Origin of the sequence: Terrabacter terrigena (assembly GCF_042676085.1) — a bacterium.
GTDB classification, from domain to species: domain Bacteria; phylum Actinomycetota; class Actinomycetes; order Actinomycetales; family Dermatophilaceae; genus Terrabacter; species Terrabacter terrigena.
Map to the genome: position 1 here is coordinate 759,723 of NZ_JBHTKH010000001.1, position 19,573 is coordinate 779,295.

Annotated in this window: 20 protein-coding genes; 8 read left to right on the forward strand and 12 right to left on the reverse strand. The window is 72.3% G+C overall.

Features of this window, described 5'->3' with window-relative positions:
- Positions 1-54 precede the first annotated feature (54 nt).
- Together ACFQ2V_RS03545 and ACFQ2V_RS03550 are read left to right on the forward strand one after the other, a co-directional pair.
- Positions 55-1,392 (forward strand): cation:proton antiporter domain-containing protein, encoded by a 1,338-nt coding sequence (locus ACFQ2V_RS03545; protein WP_386050750.1) that lies wholly within the window; start codon positions 55-57, stop codon positions 1,390-1,392.
- A 265-nt stretch (positions 1,393-1,657) separates the two neighbouring features.
- Complete coding sequence (locus ACFQ2V_RS03550; protein ID WP_386050752.1) at positions 1,658-2,074, forward strand: ANTAR domain-containing protein; 417 nt, start codon at positions 1,658-1,660, stop codon at positions 2,072-2,074.
- A gap of 37 nt (positions 2,075-2,111) precedes the next feature.
- Here the strand turns inward: ACFQ2V_RS03550 and ACFQ2V_RS03555 are convergent, their stop codons facing one another.
- From ACFQ2V_RS03555 to ACFQ2V_RS03565, 3 genes are all read right to left on the reverse strand, one after another.
- The gene (locus tag ACFQ2V_RS03555; protein ID WP_386050754.1) at positions 2,112-2,885 is read right to left on the reverse strand and encodes an HNH endonuclease; all 774 of its coding nucleotides are present in this window, start codon (positions 2,883-2,885) and stop codon (positions 2,112-2,114) included.
- A gap of 22 nt (positions 2,886-2,907) precedes the next feature.
- On the reverse strand, positions 2,908-3,237 hold the full coding sequence (locus tag ACFQ2V_RS03560; RefSeq protein WP_386050756.1) for a hypothetical protein: 330 nt from the start codon (positions 3,235-3,237) through the stop codon (positions 2,908-2,910).
- A gap of 156 nt (positions 3,238-3,393) precedes the next feature.
- On the reverse strand, positions 3,394-4,233 hold the full coding sequence (locus tag ACFQ2V_RS03565; protein ID WP_386050757.1) for an aldo/keto reductase: 840 nt from the start codon (positions 4,231-4,233) through the stop codon (positions 3,394-3,396).
- Between the two features lie 300 nt (positions 4,234-4,533).
- On the opposite strand from ACFQ2V_RS03565, the gene ACFQ2V_RS03570 reads away from it, so the two are divergent.
- The 3 genes from ACFQ2V_RS03570 to ACFQ2V_RS03580 are packed head-to-tail and all read left to right on the forward strand — an operon-like array spanning position 4,534 to position 8,208.
- Complete coding sequence (locus ACFQ2V_RS03570) at positions 4,534-5,565, forward strand: iron ABC transporter substrate-binding protein (RefSeq protein WP_386050759.1); 1,032 nt, start codon at positions 4,534-4,536, stop codon at positions 5,563-5,565.
- A gap of 1 nt (position 5,566) precedes the next feature.
- On the forward strand, positions 5,567-7,147 hold the full coding sequence (locus ACFQ2V_RS03575) for an ABC transporter permease (protein ID WP_386050761.1): 1,581 nt from the start codon (positions 5,567-5,569) through the stop codon (positions 7,145-7,147).
- The gene (locus ACFQ2V_RS03580; protein WP_386050763.1) at positions 7,144-8,208 is read left to right on the forward strand and encodes an ABC transporter ATP-binding protein; all 1,065 of its coding nucleotides are present in this window, start codon (positions 7,144-7,146) and stop codon (positions 8,206-8,208) included. Before ACFQ2V_RS03575 ends, ACFQ2V_RS03580 begins: the two co-directional genes overlap by 4 nt.
- Before the next feature lie 292 nt (positions 8,209-8,500).
- Here ACFQ2V_RS03580 and ACFQ2V_RS03585 read toward each other — a convergent pair whose 3' ends face one another.
- On the reverse strand, positions 8,501-8,947 hold the full coding sequence (locus ACFQ2V_RS03585) for a hypothetical protein (RefSeq protein WP_386050765.1): 447 nt from the start codon (positions 8,945-8,947) through the stop codon (positions 8,501-8,503).
- A gap of 162 nt (positions 8,948-9,109) precedes the next feature.
- Here ACFQ2V_RS03585 and ACFQ2V_RS03590 point away from each other — a divergent pair, with 162 nt between their 5' ends.
- The 3 genes from ACFQ2V_RS03590 to ACFQ2V_RS03600 are packed head-to-tail and all read left to right on the forward strand — an operon-like array spanning position 9,110 to position 10,373.
- Positions 9,110-9,388: a hypothetical protein gene (locus ACFQ2V_RS03590; protein WP_386050766.1), complete on the forward strand. Its 279-nt coding sequence runs from the start codon at positions 9,110-9,112 to the stop codon at positions 9,386-9,388.
- Complete coding sequence (locus ACFQ2V_RS03595; protein WP_386050767.1) at positions 9,385-10,125, forward strand: RNA polymerase sigma factor; 741 nt, start codon at positions 9,385-9,387, stop codon at positions 10,123-10,125. Before ACFQ2V_RS03590 ends, ACFQ2V_RS03595 begins: the two co-directional genes overlap by 4 nt.
- Complete coding sequence (locus ACFQ2V_RS03600) at positions 10,122-10,373, forward strand: hypothetical protein (protein WP_386050769.1); 252 nt, start codon at positions 10,122-10,124, stop codon at positions 10,371-10,373. The genes ACFQ2V_RS03595 and ACFQ2V_RS03600 overlap by 4 nt, the downstream gene beginning before the upstream one ends.
- A gap of 29 nt (positions 10,374-10,402) precedes the next feature.
- Here ACFQ2V_RS03600 and ACFQ2V_RS03605 read toward each other — a convergent pair whose 3' ends face one another.
- The 8 genes from ACFQ2V_RS03605 to ACFQ2V_RS03640 all read right to left on the reverse strand — a co-directional run bounded on the left by ACFQ2V_RS03605 (position 10,403) and on the right by ACFQ2V_RS03640 (position 19,502).
- The gene (locus tag ACFQ2V_RS03605; protein WP_386050770.1) at positions 10,403-11,404 is read right to left on the reverse strand and encodes a LuxR C-terminal-related transcriptional regulator; all 1,002 of its coding nucleotides are present in this window, start codon (positions 11,402-11,404) and stop codon (positions 10,403-10,405) included.
- 350 nt (positions 11,405-11,754) lie between these two features.
- On the reverse strand, positions 11,755-12,783 hold the full coding sequence (locus ACFQ2V_RS03610) for an MvdC/MvdD family ATP grasp protein (RefSeq protein ID WP_386050771.1): 1,029 nt from the start codon (positions 12,781-12,783) through the stop codon (positions 11,755-11,757).
- 95 nt (positions 12,784-12,878) lie between these two features.
- On the reverse strand, positions 12,879-14,375 hold the full coding sequence (locus ACFQ2V_RS03615; RefSeq protein WP_386050773.1) for a trypsin-like serine peptidase: 1,497 nt from the start codon (positions 14,373-14,375) through the stop codon (positions 12,879-12,881).
- A 115-nt stretch (positions 14,376-14,490) separates the two neighbouring features.
- Positions 14,491-14,979: a bacterioferritin gene (gene bfr, locus ACFQ2V_RS03620; RefSeq protein WP_386050775.1), complete on the reverse strand. Its 489-nt coding sequence runs from the start codon at positions 14,977-14,979 to the stop codon at positions 14,491-14,493.
- Positions 14,966-15,172, reverse strand: a complete 207-nt coding sequence (locus tag ACFQ2V_RS03625) for a (2Fe-2S)-binding protein (protein ID WP_386050776.1) — start codon at positions 15,170-15,172, stop codon at positions 14,966-14,968. The genes bfr and ACFQ2V_RS03625 overlap by 14 nt, the downstream gene beginning before the upstream one ends.
- A 72-nt stretch (positions 15,173-15,244) precedes the next feature.
- A complete protein-coding gene (locus ACFQ2V_RS03630) occupies positions 15,245-17,113 on the reverse strand; it encodes a sugar phosphate isomerase/epimerase and 4-hydroxyphenylpyruvate domain-containing protein (protein WP_386050777.1) in 1,869 nt (622 codons plus the stop codon).
- Positions 17,114-17,122: 9 nt separating this feature from the next.
- Positions 17,123-18,028, reverse strand: a complete 906-nt coding sequence (locus ACFQ2V_RS03635) for a shikimate dehydrogenase (RefSeq protein ID WP_386050779.1) — start codon at positions 18,026-18,028, stop codon at positions 17,123-17,125.
- A 40-nt stretch (positions 18,029-18,068) separates the two neighbouring features.
- On the reverse strand, positions 18,069-19,502 hold the full coding sequence (locus ACFQ2V_RS03640; protein ID WP_386050781.1) for an MFS transporter: 1,434 nt from the start codon (positions 19,500-19,502) through the stop codon (positions 18,069-18,071).
- Between the last annotated feature and the right edge of the window lie 71 nt (positions 19,503-19,573).

The window sequence follows — 19,573 nt, forward strand, 5'->3', positions numbered from 1 at the left end:
AGGTGCATCGGGTCACCACTTCGAGGAGCCCAGCGTGTTGCCCGTGTCGTCGCCATGTCGATCAACCTGATCTACCTCATCGCCGGCGCGGCGATGTTCCTCGCAGCCGTGCTCCCGATCGTGCTCGACCGGTATGCCGTCTCGGCGGCCATGGTGCTGCTCGTCCTCGGCATGGGCATCGGACTGCTGCCGCTGCCCGAGGGGATGCGCCTCGACCCCCTCGTCATCCGGCCCCAGGTGGAGCGCATCACGGAGTTCACCATCCTCGTGGCGCTCATGGGCGTCGGCCTCGCGATCGACCGCTCGTTCGCATGGCGGCAGCGTTCGGCGTGGGCGTCGTGGTCGTCGACCTGGCGCCTGCTCGCCGTGGCCATGCCCCTGACCATCGCGTCCGTCGCGCTGCTGGGCTGGGGCCTGGGCGTCGCCCCGGCCGCGGCGCTGCTGCTCGGGGCGGCGCTCTCGCCCACCGACCCGGTGCTGGCGAGCGACGTCCAGGTGGAGGGCCCACGGGTCGAGGTGCCCGACGAGCACGACGATGACGATGGCGACGGCGAGGCACTCGGCGAGCCCGTCGACGAGAAGGACGACGTCCGCTTCGCCCTCACCTCCGAGGCCGGGCTCAACGACGGGCTGGCGTTCCCGTTCGTCACGGCAGGCATCCTGCTCGCATCCGCCGGGAGCGCCGGCTCGTGGTGGGTGGGCTGGCTCGCCTGGGACCTCGTCGGCAAAGTGGCGATCGGCGTCGTCGTGGGAGTCGCCGTCGGCTGGGGGCTGGCCCGCGTAGCGTTCCGCTCGCCGCGACGGTCGCTGAGGCTCGCCGAGCAGGGCGAGCCGCTGCTCGCCCTGGCCGCGCTCGTCATGACCTACGGGGTGAGCCAGCTCGTCGGGGGCTACGGCTTCGTCTCGGTCTTCGCCTGCGGCCTGACCTTGCGCGCGGCCGAGCGCAACCACCACTACCACCGCTCCATGCACGAGGTCGTCCAGCGCCTCGAGCGGCTGCTGACCCTCATCATCCTGCTCATGCTCGGCATGGCCATGACCAAGGGAGTGCTCAACGAGCTCGACTGGCGCGGTGTCCTCATCGCCCTGTCGCTCGTCTTCGTGCTCCGGCCGCTCGCCGGGTGGGTCAGCCTGCGCGTGCGGGCTCGTGGCGACGACCTCCCGGGCGGGCTGAGCCGACACGAGGCCCTCGCGACGGCCTTCTTCGGAGTGCGTGGCGTGGGCTCGCTCTACTACCTCGCGTTCGCGGCCGGCGAGCACTCGTTCGCAGAGGAACGGTGGCTGTGGTCGACCACCGCGTTCACCATCCTCGTCTCGGTCATGGTCCACGGCGCCCTCGCGACCCCCGTGATGCGCCACCTCGACCGGCACCGGGAGTCCGTCGCTGCCTGACCCGCGTGACCCGCGTGGCCGGCGTGCCGAGCGGGCGCGAGACCACCGCGCTGTAACGATCCGGCGCTCGGGGCGATGATATGGCTGAGGCGGCACCCGATCCCCCGAGCGGGTGCCGCCTCGTGCTGCGTCCGGACACCGGCCCGGAGCCGGGTGGAAGCCCCCTCTCGAGTGGTCACCGGGCGCCTCCGGTCCCCTAGGCTGGTTGCCCACCTTGTCGCGGTCGAGCCCTGGCCGGCGACGGGGATCTCGTAGGAGTCAGCAGATGAAGCCACACGAGGCAGCCGACGGCGCCCGTGGGTCCACCGTCGGTGCACCGCCCGACGCCGGGGTCACCACGCCGCCCATGCGGCATGCGGTCACTGGTGATGACGGCGACGTGCCCGCGCGCGTCGACGCCGTCACGACGACCCCCGGCGCCTCACCCCTCACGCCCGTCGAGGCGTACCTCCTCGAGGCCCTGGAGCGGCTGGACAGTGCCGAGACCAAGGCCAACCAGCTCTCGGCCGCCCTCGAGCACAGCCGCGAGATCGGCGCCGCCGTCGGTGTTCTCATGGCCCTGCGCAAGCTGACCCGCGAACAGGCCTTCGACGTGCTGCGCCGCGCGAGCATGGCCCAGAACGTCAAGGTCCACGTCCTGGCGGCCCGCGTGGTCGAGACCGGGTCCACCGACTTCGACTGACGCCGGCTTGCCGGCCCGCCGGTCGTCGAGGGCGTCGTCAGGCGGCGAGGGCGAGCGCGAGGGCGCGTTCGAGCGGGCTGAGCTCGTCGGCAGGACGGCCGCGCAGGTGCGGTGCGGTCACGTCGGGGTCGTGTTCGTGCTGGTCGGGGGGCTCGTCCTGGTCGTGCAGCAGCCCGGGGACCAGGGGTGGGGCGTGGGAGGCGTAGGCATGCCCGGTCGGGGTGGTCGTGACGACGGTGTGCGGTGCGCCGGGCTGCTGCGTCGGGTCGCCCCTGTCGGTGGGGGCGGTGAGGGTGACGGCGCGGAAGCCGGGGTGCTGCTTGGTCAGGTTGCACCGCACGCACAGGCCCTGCCCGTTGCTCTCGTTGGTGGGGCCGCCGTCGGCGTGGTCACGCACGTGGTCGACGTGCCGGGCCGGGGCATCGCAGCACGGGGTGCGGCAGGTGCCGGCGTCGCGGGTCAGGATGAAGCGGCGCAGCCCGCCGTCGAAGGGGCGGCGGGTCGAGTCCATCGCGACCAGCGCTCCGGTGGCTGGGTGGGTGTACAGCCGACGCAGCCACACCATCGCCTCGGCACCCGCACCGTCTCCCGCACCGGCGACCGGCCCCGCACCGTCCACCGCACGGGAGGTGCCTCGGGCGGTGAGCAGGTCGCGGGCCCAGGCGGCCGGGACGGTGCCGTAGCCGGTCAGCTGTGCCGGGGTGTCATCGCCTGCGAGCAGGGCACGGTCGGTCATCATGAGCTGCACCTCTACCGGCACCGCGGCGGCGCCGGCCTGCCCGATGACCGAGGTGACGAGGGTGTCGGCCATCACCGGCCCCTTGCCGCGGCCGTCACCGGCCGCGCAGGCCGTGTCGGCCACCGCGACCAGCGACGGCCCTCACCTGGCGCGCCAGCTCGCGGTCGCCCCACCCGGCGACCTGCTCGCGCCGGCCACCGACGACCTCGGCGTCGACCAAGGCGCGCTGCTCTCCGGTCAGGGTCGCGGTCTCTCGGAGGATGATCTGCGCGCGCCACTCGTTCAGCTCATCGCCGGTGAGCGCGGCCATCGTGTGCGGCAGCTCGTCCCTCAACGCCAAGTCGAGCCGCACGTGACCGGCGCCCTGCACCGGCGACTCCAGCCACGCCCGCGCCACCTGCTCCTCCGCCGACGCCGCCACCACCGTCGCTTCGATCAGTGTTCGACTCTAGGTGCGACCGCCGACAGCCGGGCGAATTCCTCCACAGCCACCGGCCACGCAGACCAGCAGGAGAGATCCGCCCCGTCGAGGAGGATCGCTCGCGTCCCGTTCGTCAGCCGACGCTCCCGACGGCTGCCCTCACATCTCCTCGTGCACGTCGGGGTCGCCGCCGAAGAGCCGGCCGTCCTCGCGTCCGAGAGACGAGATCGCTGCCATCTCGGCGTCGTCCAGCTCGAAGCCGAACACGTCGAGGTTGGCCCGCTGGCGCTCGGGGTCGGCCGACTTGGGCAACGGCAGCGCGCCGAGCTGCACCTGCCACCTGAGGATCGCCTGGGCCGGGCTGACGCCGTGAGCCTCCGCGGCCGCTGCGACGGGGTCGGCTCCGAACGGCGCGTTGCGCTTGCCGAGCGGGCTCCAGCTCTCGGTGCGCACGCCGAGCCGCTCGTGGACGGCCCGCAGCTGCTCCTGCGGGAAGAGCGGGTGCAGCTCCACCTGGTTGACGACGGGCACGACCCCGGTGGCGTCGATGATCTCGGTCAGGTGCTCCTCGGTGAAGTTGCTGACGCCCACGGAACGCACGAGCCCGCGCTCGCGGCACTCGACCAGGGCGCGGTAGGCGTCGACGTAGAGCCCGACGCTCGGGTTGGGCCAGTGGATGAGCGCCACGTCGAGCTGCTCGATGCCGAGCCGCTCGAGGGTGCCCTCGACCGATGCGACCGCCTTGTCAAACGCGTGGTCGCGACCCGGGACCTTGCTCTGCACGACCAGGTCCTCGCGAGCGACACCAGACCGTCTCATGGCCTCGCCGACCTCGGTCTCGTTGCCGTAGTTGACCGCGGTGTCGAGCAGCCGGTAGCCGGCTTCCACGGCCGACACCATCGCGCGTATGCCGTCCTCACCCGTGAGCGGGTAGGTGCCGAACCCGATCGCTGGGATCGTCGTGCCGTCGTTGAGGGTGTGGGTGGGAACCGTCGTCATGCCGTCAACCTACGGCCGGCCCCGCGGCACGCGCGAGGGCCGTCCCACGCCGCCGACCCCGCACGCGCAACACCGACCGGCCCCGGGCACCCAGGCGACGACCTGCGGGACGGGCCCACCGAAGGGGCCTCGCGGATGTCAGGCAACGGGGCCGATTGGGATGACGCAGACTGATTGAATAAGGTAAGGCGAACCTAAGCGACAAACGTCGGCCGTCGACGCGACCGACACCCCCGAGACCGGGCGTCCGTGTCGGCGCCGCCCCGCGCGCCACGGCCTCGGCGACCCGATGGAGGACCCGTGACCACCCGACGCACCGTGCTCGTCGCAGGACTGAGCGCCGCCGCCACGCTGGCCCTGTCCGCCTGCGGCGGCAGCCTCGAGGCGGGCGACGAGCTCGACCCGGGCAAGCTGACGATCTACAGCGCCCAGCACGAGAACCTCACCGACGCCTGGGCCAAGGCGTTCCAGGAGAAGACCGGCACACAGGTCCAGATCCGCTACGGCGGAGACTCGGCCATGGCCGCCCAGCTCGTCCAGGAGGGCACCCGCTCCCCCGCCGACGTGTTCCTCACCGAGAACTCGCCGGCCATGACGACCGTCCAGAACGCCAGCCTGCTGGCGCCCGTCACGCCCACGACGCTGGCCCAGGTCGGCAAGGAGTACGCCCCGTCGACGGGCAAGTGGGTCGGCATCGCGGCCCGTTCGACCGTGCTCGTCTACAACCCGAGCAAGATCTCCGAGGCCGAGCTGCCGAAGTCGATCATGGACCTCCAGAAGCCGGAGTGGTCGGGTCGCTGGGGCGCCGCCGCCGGCGGCGCGGACTTCCAGGCGATCGTGTCGGCCATCGCCGCCCTCCAGGGCAAGGAGAAGACGGCGGCCTGGCTCAAGGGGCTCAAGGACGGCGCGAAGATCTACAACAACAACATCGCCGTGATGAAGGCCGTCAACGCCGGCGAGGTGCCGGTCGGCATCATGTACCACTACTACTGGTACCGCGACCAGGCCCTCAGCAAGGACGGCAGCGGCAACACGAAGCTGCACTACTTCAAGAACCAGGACCCTGGCGCCTTCGTCAGCCTGTCGGGCGGCGGCGTGCTCGCGTCGAGCAAGCACGCGGCGGACGCGCAGAAGTTCCTCGCCTTCGTCACGAGCAAGGAGGGTCAGGGCATCCTCGCGTCGAGCGACGCCAAGGAGTACGCCGTCGGCGCAGGCGTCGAGTCCGACCCGGCGCTGCCCAAGCTCGCCTCGCTCGAGGCGCCGCCGGTCGACCCCTACACCCTCAACGGTCCCGAGGTCATCACCCTCATGACCGAGGCAGGCATCCTCTGACGTGACGGCCAACGTGCTCGGACGCATCGCCACCGGCTCACCCGGTCGCCCGTGGCGATCGGGCTCCGTGGCGACCCGGCTCGTGGCCGGGCTGGTCGCCCTCGTCTGCTGCACACCGCTCGTCGTCATCGTCACCAAGGCGCTCGCCGTCGGGCCCGAGCGGGCCGGTCGGCTGCTGTGGCGCCCCCGGGTGGGCGAGCTGCTCGGCAACACCCTGTCGCTGGTGGTGCTGACGGTCTCGATCACCGTCGTCCTCGGAGTGGCGGCGGCCTGGCTCGTCGAGCGCACCGACCTCCCGCTCGCCGGCCTGTGGCGGGTCGTGCTCGTGTGCCCGCTCGCCGTCCCGGCGTTCGTCAACGCGTACGCGTGGGTGTCGATCCGCCCCGACCTCAACGGACTCTCGGGCGCCGTGCTCGTCACGTCGCTCTCGTACTTCCCGTTCGTCTTCCTGCCGGTCGCCGCGGTGCTGCGTGGCCTCGACCGCAGCCTCGAGGACACCGCTCGCTCACTCGGGCTCGGCCCGTGGCGCGCCTTCCTGCGCGCCACGCTCCCCCAGCTGCGCCCGGCTCTCATGGGCGGCGCGCTGCTCGTCGCGCTGCACCTGCTCGCGGAGTTCGGCGTGCTCGCGCTCGTGCGCTTCCCGACGTTCACGACGGCGATCCTCGACCAGTACCAGGTGGCCTTCGACGACGCGGCAGGCAGCGTGCTGGCCTCGGCGCTGCTCGCGCTCTGTCTCGCCTTCCTCACCGTCGACCTGGTGAGCCGCGGACGCGCCCGCCACGCCCGTCTCGGCCGCGGCACCCCGCAGAGGCCCACCCCGGTGCGGCTCGGACGCGTGACCCCGGTGGCCCTGTCCGGCATCGGCGTCCTGGTGCTGCTGGCCATCGCGGTCCCGGTCGGCAGCATCGGCCGCTGGCTCGCCATGGGCGCCGACTCGCTGTCGGCAGGAGACCTGCTCGGGCCGGTCTGGAGCACCCTGCGGCTCGCGGCCACCGCGGCGGTGCTGACGACGGTGGCCGCGTTCCCCGTGGCCTGGCTCGTGGTGCGGGCGACCGACCGACGCGACCGGTGGGTGGCCGTCGCCGTCGAGCGCTCCACCTACCTCGCCTCGTCGCTGCCGGGCGTCGTCGTCGCCCTCGCCCTCGTCGGGCTGGCCGTGCGCTACCTGCCGGCCGTCTACCAGACCTCGGTGCTGCTGGTCCTGGCGTACGGCATCCTCTTCGTCCCACGCGCCATGGTCTCCATCCGCGCGGCCCTCGCCCATCTGCCTCCCGAGCTGGGCGACGCGGCCCGGGCCCTCGGTGACAGCCCGGCGCGCGCCTTCGTCCGGGTCCAGCTCCCGCTCGTGCTGCGGGGCACGCTGGCCGGCTTCGCCCTCGTCTTCATCGCGGTCTCGACGGAGCTGACCGCGACCCTGCTGCTCGCGCCCACCGGCACGCGCACCCTGGCCACGGCCTTCTGGGCCGCCAGCGAGTCGCTCGACTACGCCGCCGCCGCTCCGTATGCCGCCGCCCTCGTCATCCTGTCGGCGCCGGTGACCTATCTGCTCATGCGACGAACGGAGGAGGTGACCGCGACGTGAGCGAGGTCCGCATCGCCGATGTCACGGCATCCCACAACGGCCAGCCCGTCCTGCGGGGCATCGACCTGCACGTGCCGGAAGGCTCGACGACCGTCATCCTCGGGCCCTCCGGCTGCGGCAAGACCACCCTCCTGAGGGTCATCGCCGGCTTCCAGGCCCCCGACGGCGGGTCGGTCGCGCTCGGTGACGACGTCGTCGTCGGTCCCGGGGTGTGGCGCGCGCCGGAGCGCCGGGGCGTCGGCTACGTCGCGCAGGAGGGCAACCTCTTCCCGCACCTGAGCGTGGGCGCGAACGTCGTCTACGGCCTCGACCGGGCCGCCCGTCGCGACACGGGCCGCCTCGGCGAGCTGCTCCGTCTCGTCGGCCTCGACGTCGGCCTGGCCGACCGGCGACCCGACCAGCTGTCGGGCGGCCAGCAGCAGCGCGTGGCGCTCGCCCGGGCCCTGGCCCGCCGGCCCAAGGTGCTGCTGCTCGACGAGCCCTTCTCGTCCCTCGACGCGGCGCTGCGCACCTCGACGCGCGAGGCCGTCGCCGACGTGTTGCGCCGGGAGGGAGTCACGGCCATCCTCGTCACCCACGACCAGTCCGAGGCGCTGTCGATGGCCGACCAGGTCGCGATCATGCACGACGGGCACTTCTCGCAGGTCGGCTCGCCCGCCGAGGTCTACGACCGACCCACCGACACGCGGTCGGCCGGGTTCCTCGGCGACGCCGTGACGCTCACCGGTCGTGCTGACGCCGGCACCGTCCGCCACGCGCTCGGCGTGATCTCGGTCGAGCACGTGCCCGACGGACCCGTCGACGTGCTGCTGCGGCCCGAGCAGATCGCGCTCGTGGCGCAGGGCTCCGGCCGACCCGCCACCGTGCTGTCCTCGACCTACTTCGGCCACGACGCCCTCGTCGCGCTCGACCTCGGCATCGACCCCTGCGACGGGGAGGCCGCGGTCGTGCGGGCCCGCGTGCGCGGCCAGGACGTGCCGCCCGACGGCACGGTCGTCAGCCTCCAGCTGCTCGGCGAGCCGCTCGTCTTCCCGCACGCGGGTGGTGCGGCGGTCGGCTGACCGGCTCCTCGCACCGATCCGTCGCACCCGCATCCGGGCACTGGTCCCTTCGCCCGCTGCGGGAGGACGAGCAGCTGCTCTTCGCTCGGGCGGCGGGCACTCGTCTTCGACCGGTCGCGCATGGGCGGCCTGTGCGACCGCACCATCGCCTCGCTCGTCCGCAGCCTCGCGTCGGAGACGGAGCAGTGCCTGGCCGGGGGATGCCGTCCCCTCCGGGTCTCGACCAGCCCCGACCCGCGTCCCCGCCGGTCGGTGCGAATGCCGCCCGACCCGGCGAGGACGCTCGAACCGCCTACGCGCGACGGAGCGGCCAGAGGGTGGGTCGCGGGTCGAAGCGCGTGGCCAGACGCTGCAGGGCGACGGCAGCGAGCAACAGCCCGAAGTCTCGCAGCGCGACGTCGTAGAAGCCGGGGATCAGGAGCAGGTTGACGATGATGCCGGCGAGCCAGACGGCCACGACGAGTGCACCCAGCCGCGGGTGCAGCAGCACGACGATGCCGGCGACGACCTCGATGACGCCGACGGCGTACATGGCCTGGTGTGGCGTCACCGGCAGCGGGTTCGACAGCACCGGGGCGAGGTACTGGTCCCACCGGACCATCAGGTTGGGGAACTTGTCGAGCCCGAACACGATCGGTGCGACCGTGAACGCAGTGCGCAGAACCGCGTACGCCTGGTACGTCGCGTCGCTGCGCGCTGCGGATGTCGAGGCCCCTGCGGGGCTGAGGGTCGTGGCCATGCTGACCTCCAAAATCGGTCTCCCGGTTGTCCTCCCGAGGCTGCGGCCCGTGACGTGCGCAGGCAGCGGTGGGAGGCTTGCACCGTGTTTGCGGCGCGACGAGGCAGCTGTCTTACCGACGGGGGTGGACGCCCGGTCCTGCGCCACACCCTCGGGCACCAGGTGGGTAAGACCGGACCCGTCGTCGTCAGCCAACGACGCATGACCGTCCAGCAGACCAGCCACACGGTGCCGTGCCGCTCAGCGGGCCCACCCCTCGACGTCGTCGAGTGGCGCGTGTGTCGGCTTCGTGAGGTCGGCTTCCCGGTCGCGCTCGCCGAGGCGCTGGCCCGCCAGCGAGTCGACCTCCACGCGCTGCTCCAGCTCGTCGACGCGGGCTGCCCACCCGAGCTCGCCGCCCGCATCCTCTCCCCCGTCGACGACCCCCGGGCGACCCGGTGACCGCCCTGAGCCGGGACGACCTCCCCCTCCCCGGCAGCGGACCGGGCACGACGACCCGCCCGGCCCCGTCGGGCGGGCTCGCCGGGCCCACGAACCACGGCTCGGGTGCTTCCACGCCGCGGCACGAGCCCGTCGACTGGGTCCCGGCGCTCTCGACCCCCGGCCCGGAGCAGCAAGAGGCCCAGCGTCAGCTGCACCAGCTGATGGTCCGCGCGGCCGCCCACCAGGTGTGGCGGATGCGAGCCGCCCTGCCCGACGACTCACCCGCTTCCGTCGAGGTCATCGTGCAGCAGGCCGCCGACGAGGCCATGACCGCCCTGCTCGCCAAGCTGCACACCTTCGAGGGCCGAAGCCGCTTCACGACGTGGGCCTTCAAGTTCGCCATCCTGCAGGCGTCCTCCGACGTGCGTCGCCTCCAGTGGCGCCGTCGCGAGGTCGAGCTGCGCGACCTCGACCTCGGCACGATCCCGGCAGCGGACCACGACAGCGCCGAGCACTCCGCCGAAGGCTCGGACCTGGCGAACGCCCTCGCCCGCGCGATGGCCACCGTCCTGACGCCCTACCAACGCCGCATCGCCGTGGCCCTTCTCGTCGACGAGGTGCCCATCGACGTGCTCGCCGAGCGGCTCGGCACCAACCGGGGCGCCCTCTACAAGACCCTGCACGAGGCCCGCCGCCGGCTCCGCGCCGAGCTGACCGTCCGCGGCTACCTGTCCCCCACCGGAGGCGCCCGATGACCGACACCCCACGCGACCGTCCCCCTGAGCCGGCGCTGTCGGCGCGCGCCGTCGACGCGCTGCTCGTCGACACGACGCCGTGGCTCTCGTGCGACGAGTGCTTCGAGCGGATGGACCTCCACGTCGAGGCCCTGCTGGCCGACCCGCACCACCGCGACGACGCCATGGACCACCACCTGCAGGGCTGCGCGGCGTGCGCCGACGAGGCGCGCTCGCTCCTCGACCTGCTGCGCTCCGGAACCCTCTGAGACGCAAGCAGATCGGCGCCAGACGGGGGTCAGTCGTCGGACACGTCGAGCGGCCACGGGCCGCCGTGGACGAGCCATCGAAGCTCGCTGCGGTGCTGGAGGCCGAGCTTGCCGAGGGCCGAGGAGACGTGCGTCTTCACCGTGGCCGTGCCGATGTCGAGGGCGCGCGCGATGCCGGCGTTGCCCGGGTCGCCCGTGCGGCTCGTGACGAGTGCGACGACGTCGCGCTCGCGCGGTGAGAGGCCCTCGAGCGGGTCGGTACGCACCCCGCCGATGCCGTCGGCGGAGGCGTGCCGGCCCACCCTCGTGATGATGCCCGCCTGTACCTCGAAGCAGCGCCGGCTCAGGGCTGCGAGCCGCTGTTCGAGCGTGCCGTCGTGCGCGAGCTCCTCGAGGTGGAGGCGTACGTCGTCGATCTCGGCTGCCACCCCGGTCAGCGCGGCAGACGTGCGGTTGACCGCCATGAGGGCTCCCGCGCGACCGTCGTCCTCGAGCTCGGGGTAGACGAGGCTGAGGTTGAGCCGCCGACCCGGGTCGACGGACTGCAAACGGTCGAGCACGAGGCCGGCGAGCCAGGTCATGGCGGTCACGATCTCGTCGGTGAAGACCGACGGCGTGTCGCTCAGGGCGCCGATGATGCCGACGAGGCCCTCGTCGTCGATCATCGGCACGACGACGGCGTCGGCCGACAGCTCGTCGTCGCCGAACCGGACGCCCCGGTTCAGGAGGGCGCCGCCGTCGTCGCTGAAGCGGTAGGGCTTGTGCGAGGCGGCGATCCAGGCCACGACACCACCCGGGCCGTACGTCAGGCTCCCGGTCTCGAGGTAGCGCCCGTTGCTGAAGAGGTAGGGGTAGGAGATCCGTCGGTCGCGGTCCTTGACGAGCGCGATGTAGAAGTCGTCGACGGGTGCGATGGCGGATGCGGCCGCACGACAGGCCTCGTAGACGCTGAAGATGTCACCCCGCTCGACCTCGTTCATCTTCAGGTCGGCATGGCGCAACGCGCGCACGACCGGGTCGCTGAGCGGCACGGTCACTCCCTCCCGTCACGAGCGCCGGCTGCGCCACCGCCGAGGGCACGGCCCCGGGCCTGCCGCGAGCCGCGCAGGCGTGCCCACGGTAGCCCGCCGCGCGGCCTGGCGCTCGTCGTTCCGCTCACCCGACGTCCCCCCGAGGCGGATCCCCTCATTCCCCCACCGGCTGATCCTCCGCCACGAGCGGATGGGTGATGCTTTCCCTGCCGGTCGAACGGTCCGCAGGACTCGACGACCGGGCGGAGGGTCACGGGTCGCACCGGGGGGAGCGACCCACGGCGTCCGGCGCAGGGGATCTGGCGCCGTCGGTGACCGTCACTCCGCCCAGGAGTCGAGCCACCCGTGGTTCAGCCCGGCCCCCGGCGTTCGTGGAGGGGCGCGGGGGGCCGGGCTCCCGACCCGGCACCCGACCGGACCTCGCGAGCAGATGCCGCCGTGTCCAGCCGGTGCAGCTGGCGCGCCATCGCCGCCGAGATCGGCTGTCCGGTCGCGATCTCCACGAAGAGCCACTGCCCCGCGGGGTTGACCTCGAGGAAGACGTAGTCGCCGTCGGGGGCGAGGCGCAGGTCGACGGCCCCGTAGAGCAGGCCGAAGTGGTCCATCAACCGGTGCAGCCTCCCGACCAGCCCGTGTGGCAGCTCGTGGGGGTGGATCGGCGCGTTGCCGCAGTCCATGCGGAAGTCGAACTCGTACGCCGTGTCGATCGCCCGGATCTCTGCGGCGTGCACCTCGCGCCCGACGATCGTCACGCGGATGTCGATGCCGCCGGGCACCAGCTCCTGGAAGATCACCGGCGCGAAACGGAGGTGGTCGAGGTTGTCCAGGTCGGCCCGCTCGACGAGACGCGTCTCGGCCCACGCCTCCTCGCTCCCGCCGAACGGCTTGTAGATCGCCCCGCCGGGCTCCGACTCCAGGAAGGCTCGGGCGTCGAGCGGACTCGTCGTCGCGCACGTGCGTGGGATGCGCAGGCCGATGCCGGCGGCGACCTTGAGCTGCCAGAGCTTCCGTGAGGCTGCCAGGTCGCGCTCCGGGTCGTTGACCCAGGTCGCATCGGTGCACGACCAGAGGCCGCGCACGGCCGCGTCGACCTCGCCGTAGGCGAACTGCCGGTCGGTGGCGCCGCGCAGCTCGTCGTGCAGCACGTGCGCCTGCGGTCGCCGCCACCAGACGGTCCGGAGGTCGGCGAGGTCCACCGCGGCACCCGTCGTGGACCACGTCGCCCGCCAGGGCTCGTCGCTCGTGTGCCAGCTCGTGACGGACCCGCTCGCCGGCACGGTCGCCGTGTCGAGGATCGTCGCGTCGCTGCCCAGCCGCCCCAGCTCGCTGAGGACGTGGCTCGCGTGGACGTCGTCCACGCTGCTGATGATGCCGATCATGTCTCCCCCTGGGGCGCTGTCCGGTGGTGCGCGGGAGGGGTCGTATGCCGCCGGGCCGAGCCGGCGGCACACGCCCCCGTCGGTGACGTGCTGGGTCAGGCCCGGCCGAAGGTCTCGGCGTAGTCGGAGTACACGTGCGCGTACTCCTCCTGCAGCGACGCCAGCTGCTGGCTCGCCGCCTCGATGGCCTGCTCGTACTGCGCGAGCAGCGCCTCGGCGGACGCCCGGTCGTTGTCGTGGGCGCCGTCGGCCGCCGCGGCCTCCCCGACGTCGAAGCGGTGACCACCCTGCAGTGCGAACGGCCGCAACGGCTGGACGCCCGGCCCCACGAGCACGCCGGGGTCGGGGTTGACGACGGGTCCGAGCCCGCCGGGGTCGATGGTCTCGCGGATCGTGTCCTCACCCGGGCCGGAGCCGCCGCCGAAGTCGGCCCACGGCTTGGTGACGACCTGGTCGGCCACCGGGCTCGTGTCCCGCCAGGCGAGGGTCGCCACCTGGTCGCGCCAGAAGTTGGTCGTGATGTTGTCGCGCCACGAGATCGTCACGTCGTCGAAGCGCGAGATCGTCACGACGGAGTCCGAGCGGACGTTCGTGACGATCGTGTCGGCGAGCGTGTTGGTGCCGAGGCTCTGCAGGGTCGGCGACAGCGCGCGGATCGTGGCCATCGGGACACCGAAGTTCGAGCCCGTGCCGGCTGAGTTGCAGCCGCCGTTGGTGTGCACCCCCACGACGGTCCCGGCCGGCCCGAGGATGCCCGAGCCGGAGTTGCCGCCGAGCGTGTCGATGTCGTTGTACGAGAGCTGTCCGCCTCCGAGGGCGGTCGCGGGGCCTGCCTCGATGCGCTTCGGCCGACCTGCCGGGTGGCCGATAATCGCGAGCATCGCGCCGACGGCGACGTCGGCCGTCGCGACCGTGCTCCAGCCGAACGTGTCGCCGGGACGTCCGCCGATGCGGCACAGCGCCATGTCCACGCCACCGAGGCGGTACTCCAGCAGCTGGGTGATCGGGAAGCGCGCCTCAGTGCGGAGCGTCCCCGCGCTGTCCACCTGGTAGTTGAAGTTGAGGTGCATGTTCGTGGCGATCTCCTGGGGGGAGATCGTCGCCGCGGAACCGTTGACGCGCGGGCGGGTCCACCCGTTGCCTGTCTGGTCGAAGAGGTGCCCGCACGTGAGGAACAGGTCGGGGCCGATCATCGTGCCGGACCCCCAGCGGGCGCCGTTGACGTCGCCGGGGTTGGTGTAGACGGAGGCCAGGTTGTCGTTCCACTGCACCTGCGCGACGGCGGACTGGTGCGCGTCGACGAAGGCCCGGGTGACCCCGAGCGTGCCGTCGTACTGCTCGACGGGCTGGCTGTCGTCGGTGGTGCCGCAGATGCTCTCGAGGATCTCGCGGTAGTCGTCGCCGTCGAGGCCCTCCTCACCGTCGAGCCCCCGCAACGACCCGGGCAGCAGGTCGTCGGGAGCGACGAACAGGGCGTCGAAGACACGTGGGTCGAGACGGCTCGCGCCGCCCTTCCCGTCGCGCTTCGACCCCCGCGAGGCTGCGGCCCGGGCCGCGGACTTCGTGCTGGACGCACGGTTCTTGGTCGGCATGACTTCCCCCAATGCTGATCTGACCCGGACGGCGCCCGGGAGATACAACACGGTGGTGGGGGCGATCAGTGCTGATACACGCTCCGCGCCCTCGCCCGCCGAACAGGCGTACGGGCTACTTCGGCGCCTCGCCGGCGGTCAGCTGCTGGGAGAGGTAGGCGGCGGCACCGAGACGGCCGAAGGCGTCGACCTGGGTCTCGAACCAGTCCGCATGCCGCTCCTCGTCGCGGACCATCTCCTCGAAGACGCTGGCCGTGCCGTGGTCGCCGAGCTCGTGGCACTCCTTCGCCGAGGCGTTGAACTGGGCGACGGCGGCCTTCTCGCTCTCGAGGCCGAGGCCGAGCATCTCCTCCGGCGTCTGACCGATGTGGATCGCGCCGAGCTTCTGCACGTTGGGATGGCCGTCGAACATGAGGATGCGGTTGATCAGGTCGTCGGCATCGCGCATCTCGTCGATGGAGAGGTCGTAGAAGACCTTGCCGAGCTTGGGGAAACCCCAGTTGTCGAGCATGCGGGCGTGCAGGAAGTACGTGTTCGTGACCGTCAGCTCGAAGGTCAGGGCGTCGTTGAGGAGCTCTGTGACGCGTGGGCTAGCTGGCTGCACCTTCAACCTCCAGGAATGTGTCGCGCTGAGTGCCCTCATGCTGGCAGATGACCCGCCTCACCGAGAAGACGCACGAGCCACAGTCCTGGCCGGCTCCCGTCATCTGGCACACGTACGCGAGGTTCGACGCCCCGGCGTCGACGGCGCGCACGACGTCGTCGTCGCTCACGACCGCGCACTGACAGATGATCACATCGCTAAGGTAAGGCTTACCTCAACGCGTTGTCGAGCCGGGCCCATCCGTCGGACCCCTCGCTGCCAGGCTTCAGAGCCAGGGTGTGGCCGCCTGCGAGGCGAGGCGCACGGGCGTGTTGGCGGCTCCGAAGCCGCGGTAGCCGCCGCGACGCTCGAGCAGCTCGACGTAGAAGCGGCCGGCGACGAGCGGGGTGTAGAGGTGGAACAGCTCACCGCCCTGGTCGTCGCGGTCGTAGAGCACGCCGAGCCGGCGCAGGCTCCCGAGCAGCGCGGGGTCCGTGTCGAGCCGTGCAGCGAGGTCGTCGTAGTAGGCCTCGGGCACAGGCATGAGCGGCGCCCCCGACCGCCGCAGGGTCTCCGCGCGCTCCAGCAGGTCGGTGCACGCGTACGCCAGCTGGTTGACCCCCGTCCACGTGGGCGACCCGGGCGCCCGCACCGCGATGTTGAGCACGACCCGCAGCGACCCCTCGTCCGGTTGGAGCACGCGGCTGCGCAGCCGCCCGGCTGGGTCCATGAACTCGCTGACGGGGCCCGGCCGCAGCCCGAGCAGCGTGCGGTGGAAGGAGACCTCGGCGTCGGACCGGTCCGTGTCGATCGCGAAACCGATGTGGTCGAGCGCGCCCCAGCCGTCGCGGTCGGGCGAGGAGACCGAGCGGTCGTCCAGCGGTGGCCCGTCGAGGTGCACCTCCACGCCGGCCGGGCTACGGGTCGCCAGGACGCGCCGGTCGCCGTCCGTCGCCTCGACGACCGGCCAGTGCAGCGACTGGGCCCGGGCCGGGAGGTCGGAGTCGGCGTCGCCGCGGACGCCGATCGCGGCGACGTGCGGCCGCTGCGCCGCAGCCGAGCGGCGCAGCTCCAGGTCGGAGCGGGCGTCGAGGACGACGACCGCCGCACGGTTGCGCAGGACCGTGCGGCCCGGCGAGCCGCCCGAGGCGGCGGCGCTGTCGCGCTCCTGCGTGGTGAAACCGAGACTCGTGAAGAAGCGGTGCGTTCGCGAGTCGCCCGGAGCCACCGCAAGCTCGACGACGTCGATAGTGGGCGCTACCGGCGCCGGGGGTGGGTCGAACAGCTCGACGCGAGGACGGCGCGGGCGGTCGGCGGTGGGCCCCACCTGCGTCTCGTCCCACCTGCGGCGCAGCTGCTCCTCGAGGTGCAGCAGCGACCGCATCGCGTCGCGCGCGGTGTCACGCGGGTCGGCCTCGCGCACGATGTCGCTGAAGACCTCGAGCGACAGGGGACCCCGGTAGCCCGCCTCGATGCAGGCGCCGACGACACCCTCGACGTCGAGGACGCCCTGCCCCGGGAAGCACCGGTGGTGGCGGCTCCACTCGAGGACGTCCATGCTCAACCCGTGCGCGTCGGCGATCTGGACGAAGGCGATCCGCTCTCCGGCGAGTCCGTCGAACGCCTCGGGGCCGTCGCCGCGCGCCAGCAGGTGGAAGGTGTCGACCGCGACGCCGACGTTGGCGAGGTCGACCTTCTCGACGACGCCCCGCGCCTGGCCGAACCGGTTGACATGGGTGCCCCAGGCCAACGCCTCGTAGGCCAGGGTGAAGCCGTGCTCGGCGGCTGCGGCTCCGACCGTGCCGAGCTGCTCGGCCGTCAGGTCTGGGTCGTCGACGGACGCCGGGTGCACGGCCGAGCAGACGAGGGCCCGGGTCGCGCCGAGCCGCTCCATGAGCTCGAACTTGGCCCTGGCGAAGCGCAGCCGGTCGGAGAAGACCTCCGGCGTGAGCCCGACGAGGTCACGCAGCGGCTGGAACAGGTCGATGTCGAGGCCCAGGTCGGCGCAGCGCCGGGCGATCTCCTCGGGCCTGGAGGGCGACGAGACGATGTCGGCGTCGAACAGCTCGACCGAGTCGAAGCGGGCGGCGGCGATCGCCTCGAGCTTGACGTCGAGGCTGCCACTGATCGAGACGGTCGCAATTCCCTTGCGCATCGCTGCTCCTCAGCTCGCCGAGGCGGGAACGGTCTCGGGTCCGAGCACCCGCAACCCGGTGAGCCGGGCGAAGTGCTCGGTCATCCGCGGCACGTCGGCCGCTTCACCGGTGAAGAGCTCGTATGCCGCCGCGTGCTGGTGGATGGCCATGGCGCCGCCGGTCATCGTGGCGCACCCGATCGCCCGGGCCGCGTGCACGAGCTCGGTCTCGAGCGGGAAGTAGATGATCTCGGCCACCCAGTGGCCGGGCTGCAGCAGGGCCGGGTCGAGCGGCATACCGGGCGAGCTCGTCATCCCGACGGGCGTCGCCTGGATGAGGCCACCGACCTGCCCCAGGGCGGAGGCGACGTCCAGGTGCACCCGGGCGCGACCCGGGCCGACGGCGGCCTCGAGCCGGTCGACGACGGCCTGGGCCCGCTCGGGCGAGGTGTCGGAGACGAGCAGCCGCCGCACGCCGGCACGCAGGGCCCCGAAGCCGACGGCGACACCGGCCCCGCCTGCCCCGAGCAGGAGGGCGTCCTGCCCGGCGGCCTGCGGCAGCGTCGTGGAGAGAGCGGAGGCGAAGCCGACCCAGTCCGTGTTGTGCCCGGTCGTGCGGCCGTTTCGGATCACGATCGTGTTGACCGCGCCCATGGCGGCTGCCTCGGGCGACACCTCGTCGACGAGGTCGAGCACGACGTTCTTGAACGGGTGGGTCACGTTGAGGCCGTCGAAGCCCAGCCGGACCGCCCAGCGCAGCACGTCCACGGCATCGTCAGGCCCGAGCCCGAGCTCGGCCGCGTCGACGAGGCGGTAGGCCAGCGAGTAGCCCGCAGCCGCTCCTTCGCCCTCCTGGAGCGGTGCGGCCAGTGAGCTGCCGATGTGCTCTCCGAGGAGCCCGATGGCGAAGGACCTCCGGTGCTGCTGCGACGTCATGATCTCTACTCTCTCCCTCTACCTCGTGGCTTCTCTGCTCTTACCTGGACGCCTCGCGGGTGACGGCCGTGGTTCGGACGGGTGACGACGCCCGGACGGTGCGACGACCGAGCTCTTCGGTGGGCACCTGGTGGGTGCCACGGGGGCCCGTCGCGACCGCGATGGCCGAGATGGCGCAGGCCACGACGGCGAAGCCTGCGACCTTCGGCCACCCGTCGCCGCTGCCGCCGAGGAGCGCGGCGGCGATCGTCGGGGTGAAACCGGCGAGCGCGAAGCCGAACTGCGTGCCGATCGCCATTCCGGACAGACGGACACTCGTGGGGAAGTACTCGGCGTACGTCGAGGGCCACACGGCGTTGGTCGCGCTGTAGACGATGCCGGCGAGCAGGACGCCGACGATGGCGGTGAGCGCCTGGTTGCCGCTCGCGATGACGGCGACGTATGCCGCGGCGAGCACCGCGGAGCCCGCCAGGCCCCCGAGGAAGACGGGCTTGCGGCCCACCCGGTCGGAGACGCTGCCCCAGAACGGGATGACGGCGATGGCCACGAGGTTCGAGATGATCGCAACCCACAGCATGAAGGTGGAGCTGAAGCCGACGCCGTAGGTGTCCTTCGTCGCGAAGGCGAGGGCGAAGACGGTGTAGAGCGTGTTCACCATGGCGACGAAGGCCGCGAACATGACCCGCAGCACGGCCCGCCAGTGGTCGCGGAGCAGGACCGAGAGCGGGGTGCGCGGCACGGCTTGCGACTCGACCTCGGACTCGAACGCCGGCGTCTCGTCGAGGGTGCGGCGGATGACGAAGCCGACGACGACCACCACCGCGCTGAGGAAGAACGGGATGCGCCAGCCCCACGACAACAGCTGGTCCTCGGACAGGAGCGCCGCGAGCGGGAGGAAGATCGCCGGGGCGAGCACCTGGCCGCCCTGCGTGCCGCTCAGGGTCCAGCTGGTGAAGAAGCCACGGCGGTGGTCGGGTGCGTGCTCGAACGACATCGAGTTGGCCCCGGCCTGCTCGCCCGCCGCCGACAGGCCCTGCAGCAGTCGCAGGACCACCAGCAGGACCGGCGCGAGCATGCCGATGCTCTGGTAGGTGGGCAGGCAGCCGACGAGGAAGGTCGAGACCCCCATGAGCAGCAGCGTGAAGATGAGCACCTTCTTGCGGCCGAGCTTGTCACCGATGTGGCCCAGCAGGAACGAGCCGACCGGGCGTGCGACGTAGCCGACGCCGAAGGTGGCGAGCGAGGCGACCGTGGCGGCAGCCGGGTTGCCCTCGGGGAAGAAGATCTTGGGGAAGATCAGCGATGCGGCCGTGCCGTAGATGACGAAGTCGTAGTACTCCAGCGCGCTGCCGACCCAGGCGGCGATGGCGGCCTTCTTGGGCGTGCGCGTCGTCACGTGCGAGGGGGCGCCGGGCCCTGCGGGCGTGGCGTCGGGCGTGGGCTCGGGGGCTCCCGGGCTGGGGACTGGCGTCATTGTCGATCCTCCTGTGCCTGGCCACCTCGTCCGGCCCGAGACGGGCTGCTGTGCTGGCGGACGAGAACGGC

What these genes read in the sequence shown, in the direction of transcription:
- ACFQ2V_RS03545 (WP_386050750.1), top strand. Translation starts at nt 55, where the DNA reads ATGTCGATCAACCTGATCTACCTCATCGCCGGCGCGGCGATGTTCCTC.
- ACFQ2V_RS03550 (WP_386050752.1), top strand. Translation starts at nt 1,658, where the DNA reads ATGAAGCCACACGAGGCAGCCGACGGCGCCCGTGGGTCCACCGTCGGT.
- ACFQ2V_RS03555 (WP_386050754.1), bottom strand. Translation starts at nt 2,885, where the DNA reads ATGGCCGACACCCTCGTCACCTCGGTCATCGGGCAGGCCGGCGCCGCC.
- ACFQ2V_RS03565 (WP_386050757.1), bottom strand. Translation starts at nt 4,233, where the DNA reads ATGACGACGGTTCCCACCCACACCCTCAACGACGGCACGACGATCCCA.
- ACFQ2V_RS03585 (WP_386050765.1), bottom strand. Translation starts at nt 8,947, where the DNA reads ATGGCCACGACCCTCAGCCCCGCAGGGGCCTCGACATCCGCAGCGCGC.
- ACFQ2V_RS03600 (WP_386050769.1), top strand. Translation starts at nt 10,122, where the DNA reads ATGACCGACACCCCACGCGACCGTCCCCCTGAGCCGGCGCTGTCGGCG.
- ACFQ2V_RS03610 (WP_386050771.1), bottom strand. Translation starts at nt 12,783, where the DNA reads ATGATCGGCATCATCAGCAGCGTGGACGACGTCCACGCGAGCCACGTC.
- ACFQ2V_RS03615 (WP_386050773.1), bottom strand. Translation starts at nt 14,375, where the DNA reads ATGCCGACCAAGAACCGTGCGTCCAGCACGAAGTCCGCGGCCCGGGCC.
- ACFQ2V_RS03630 (WP_386050777.1), bottom strand. Translation starts at nt 17,113, where the DNA reads ATGCGCAAGGGAATTGCGACCGTCTCGATCAGTGGCAGCCTCGACGTC.
- ACFQ2V_RS03635 (WP_386050779.1), bottom strand. Translation starts at nt 18,028, where the DNA reads ATGACGTCGCAGCAGCACCGGAGGTCCTTCGCCATCGGGCTCCTCGGA.
- ACFQ2V_RS03640 (WP_386050781.1), bottom strand. Translation starts at nt 19,502, where the DNA reads ATGACGCCAGTCCCCAGCCCGGGAGCCCCCGAGCCCACGCCCGACGCC.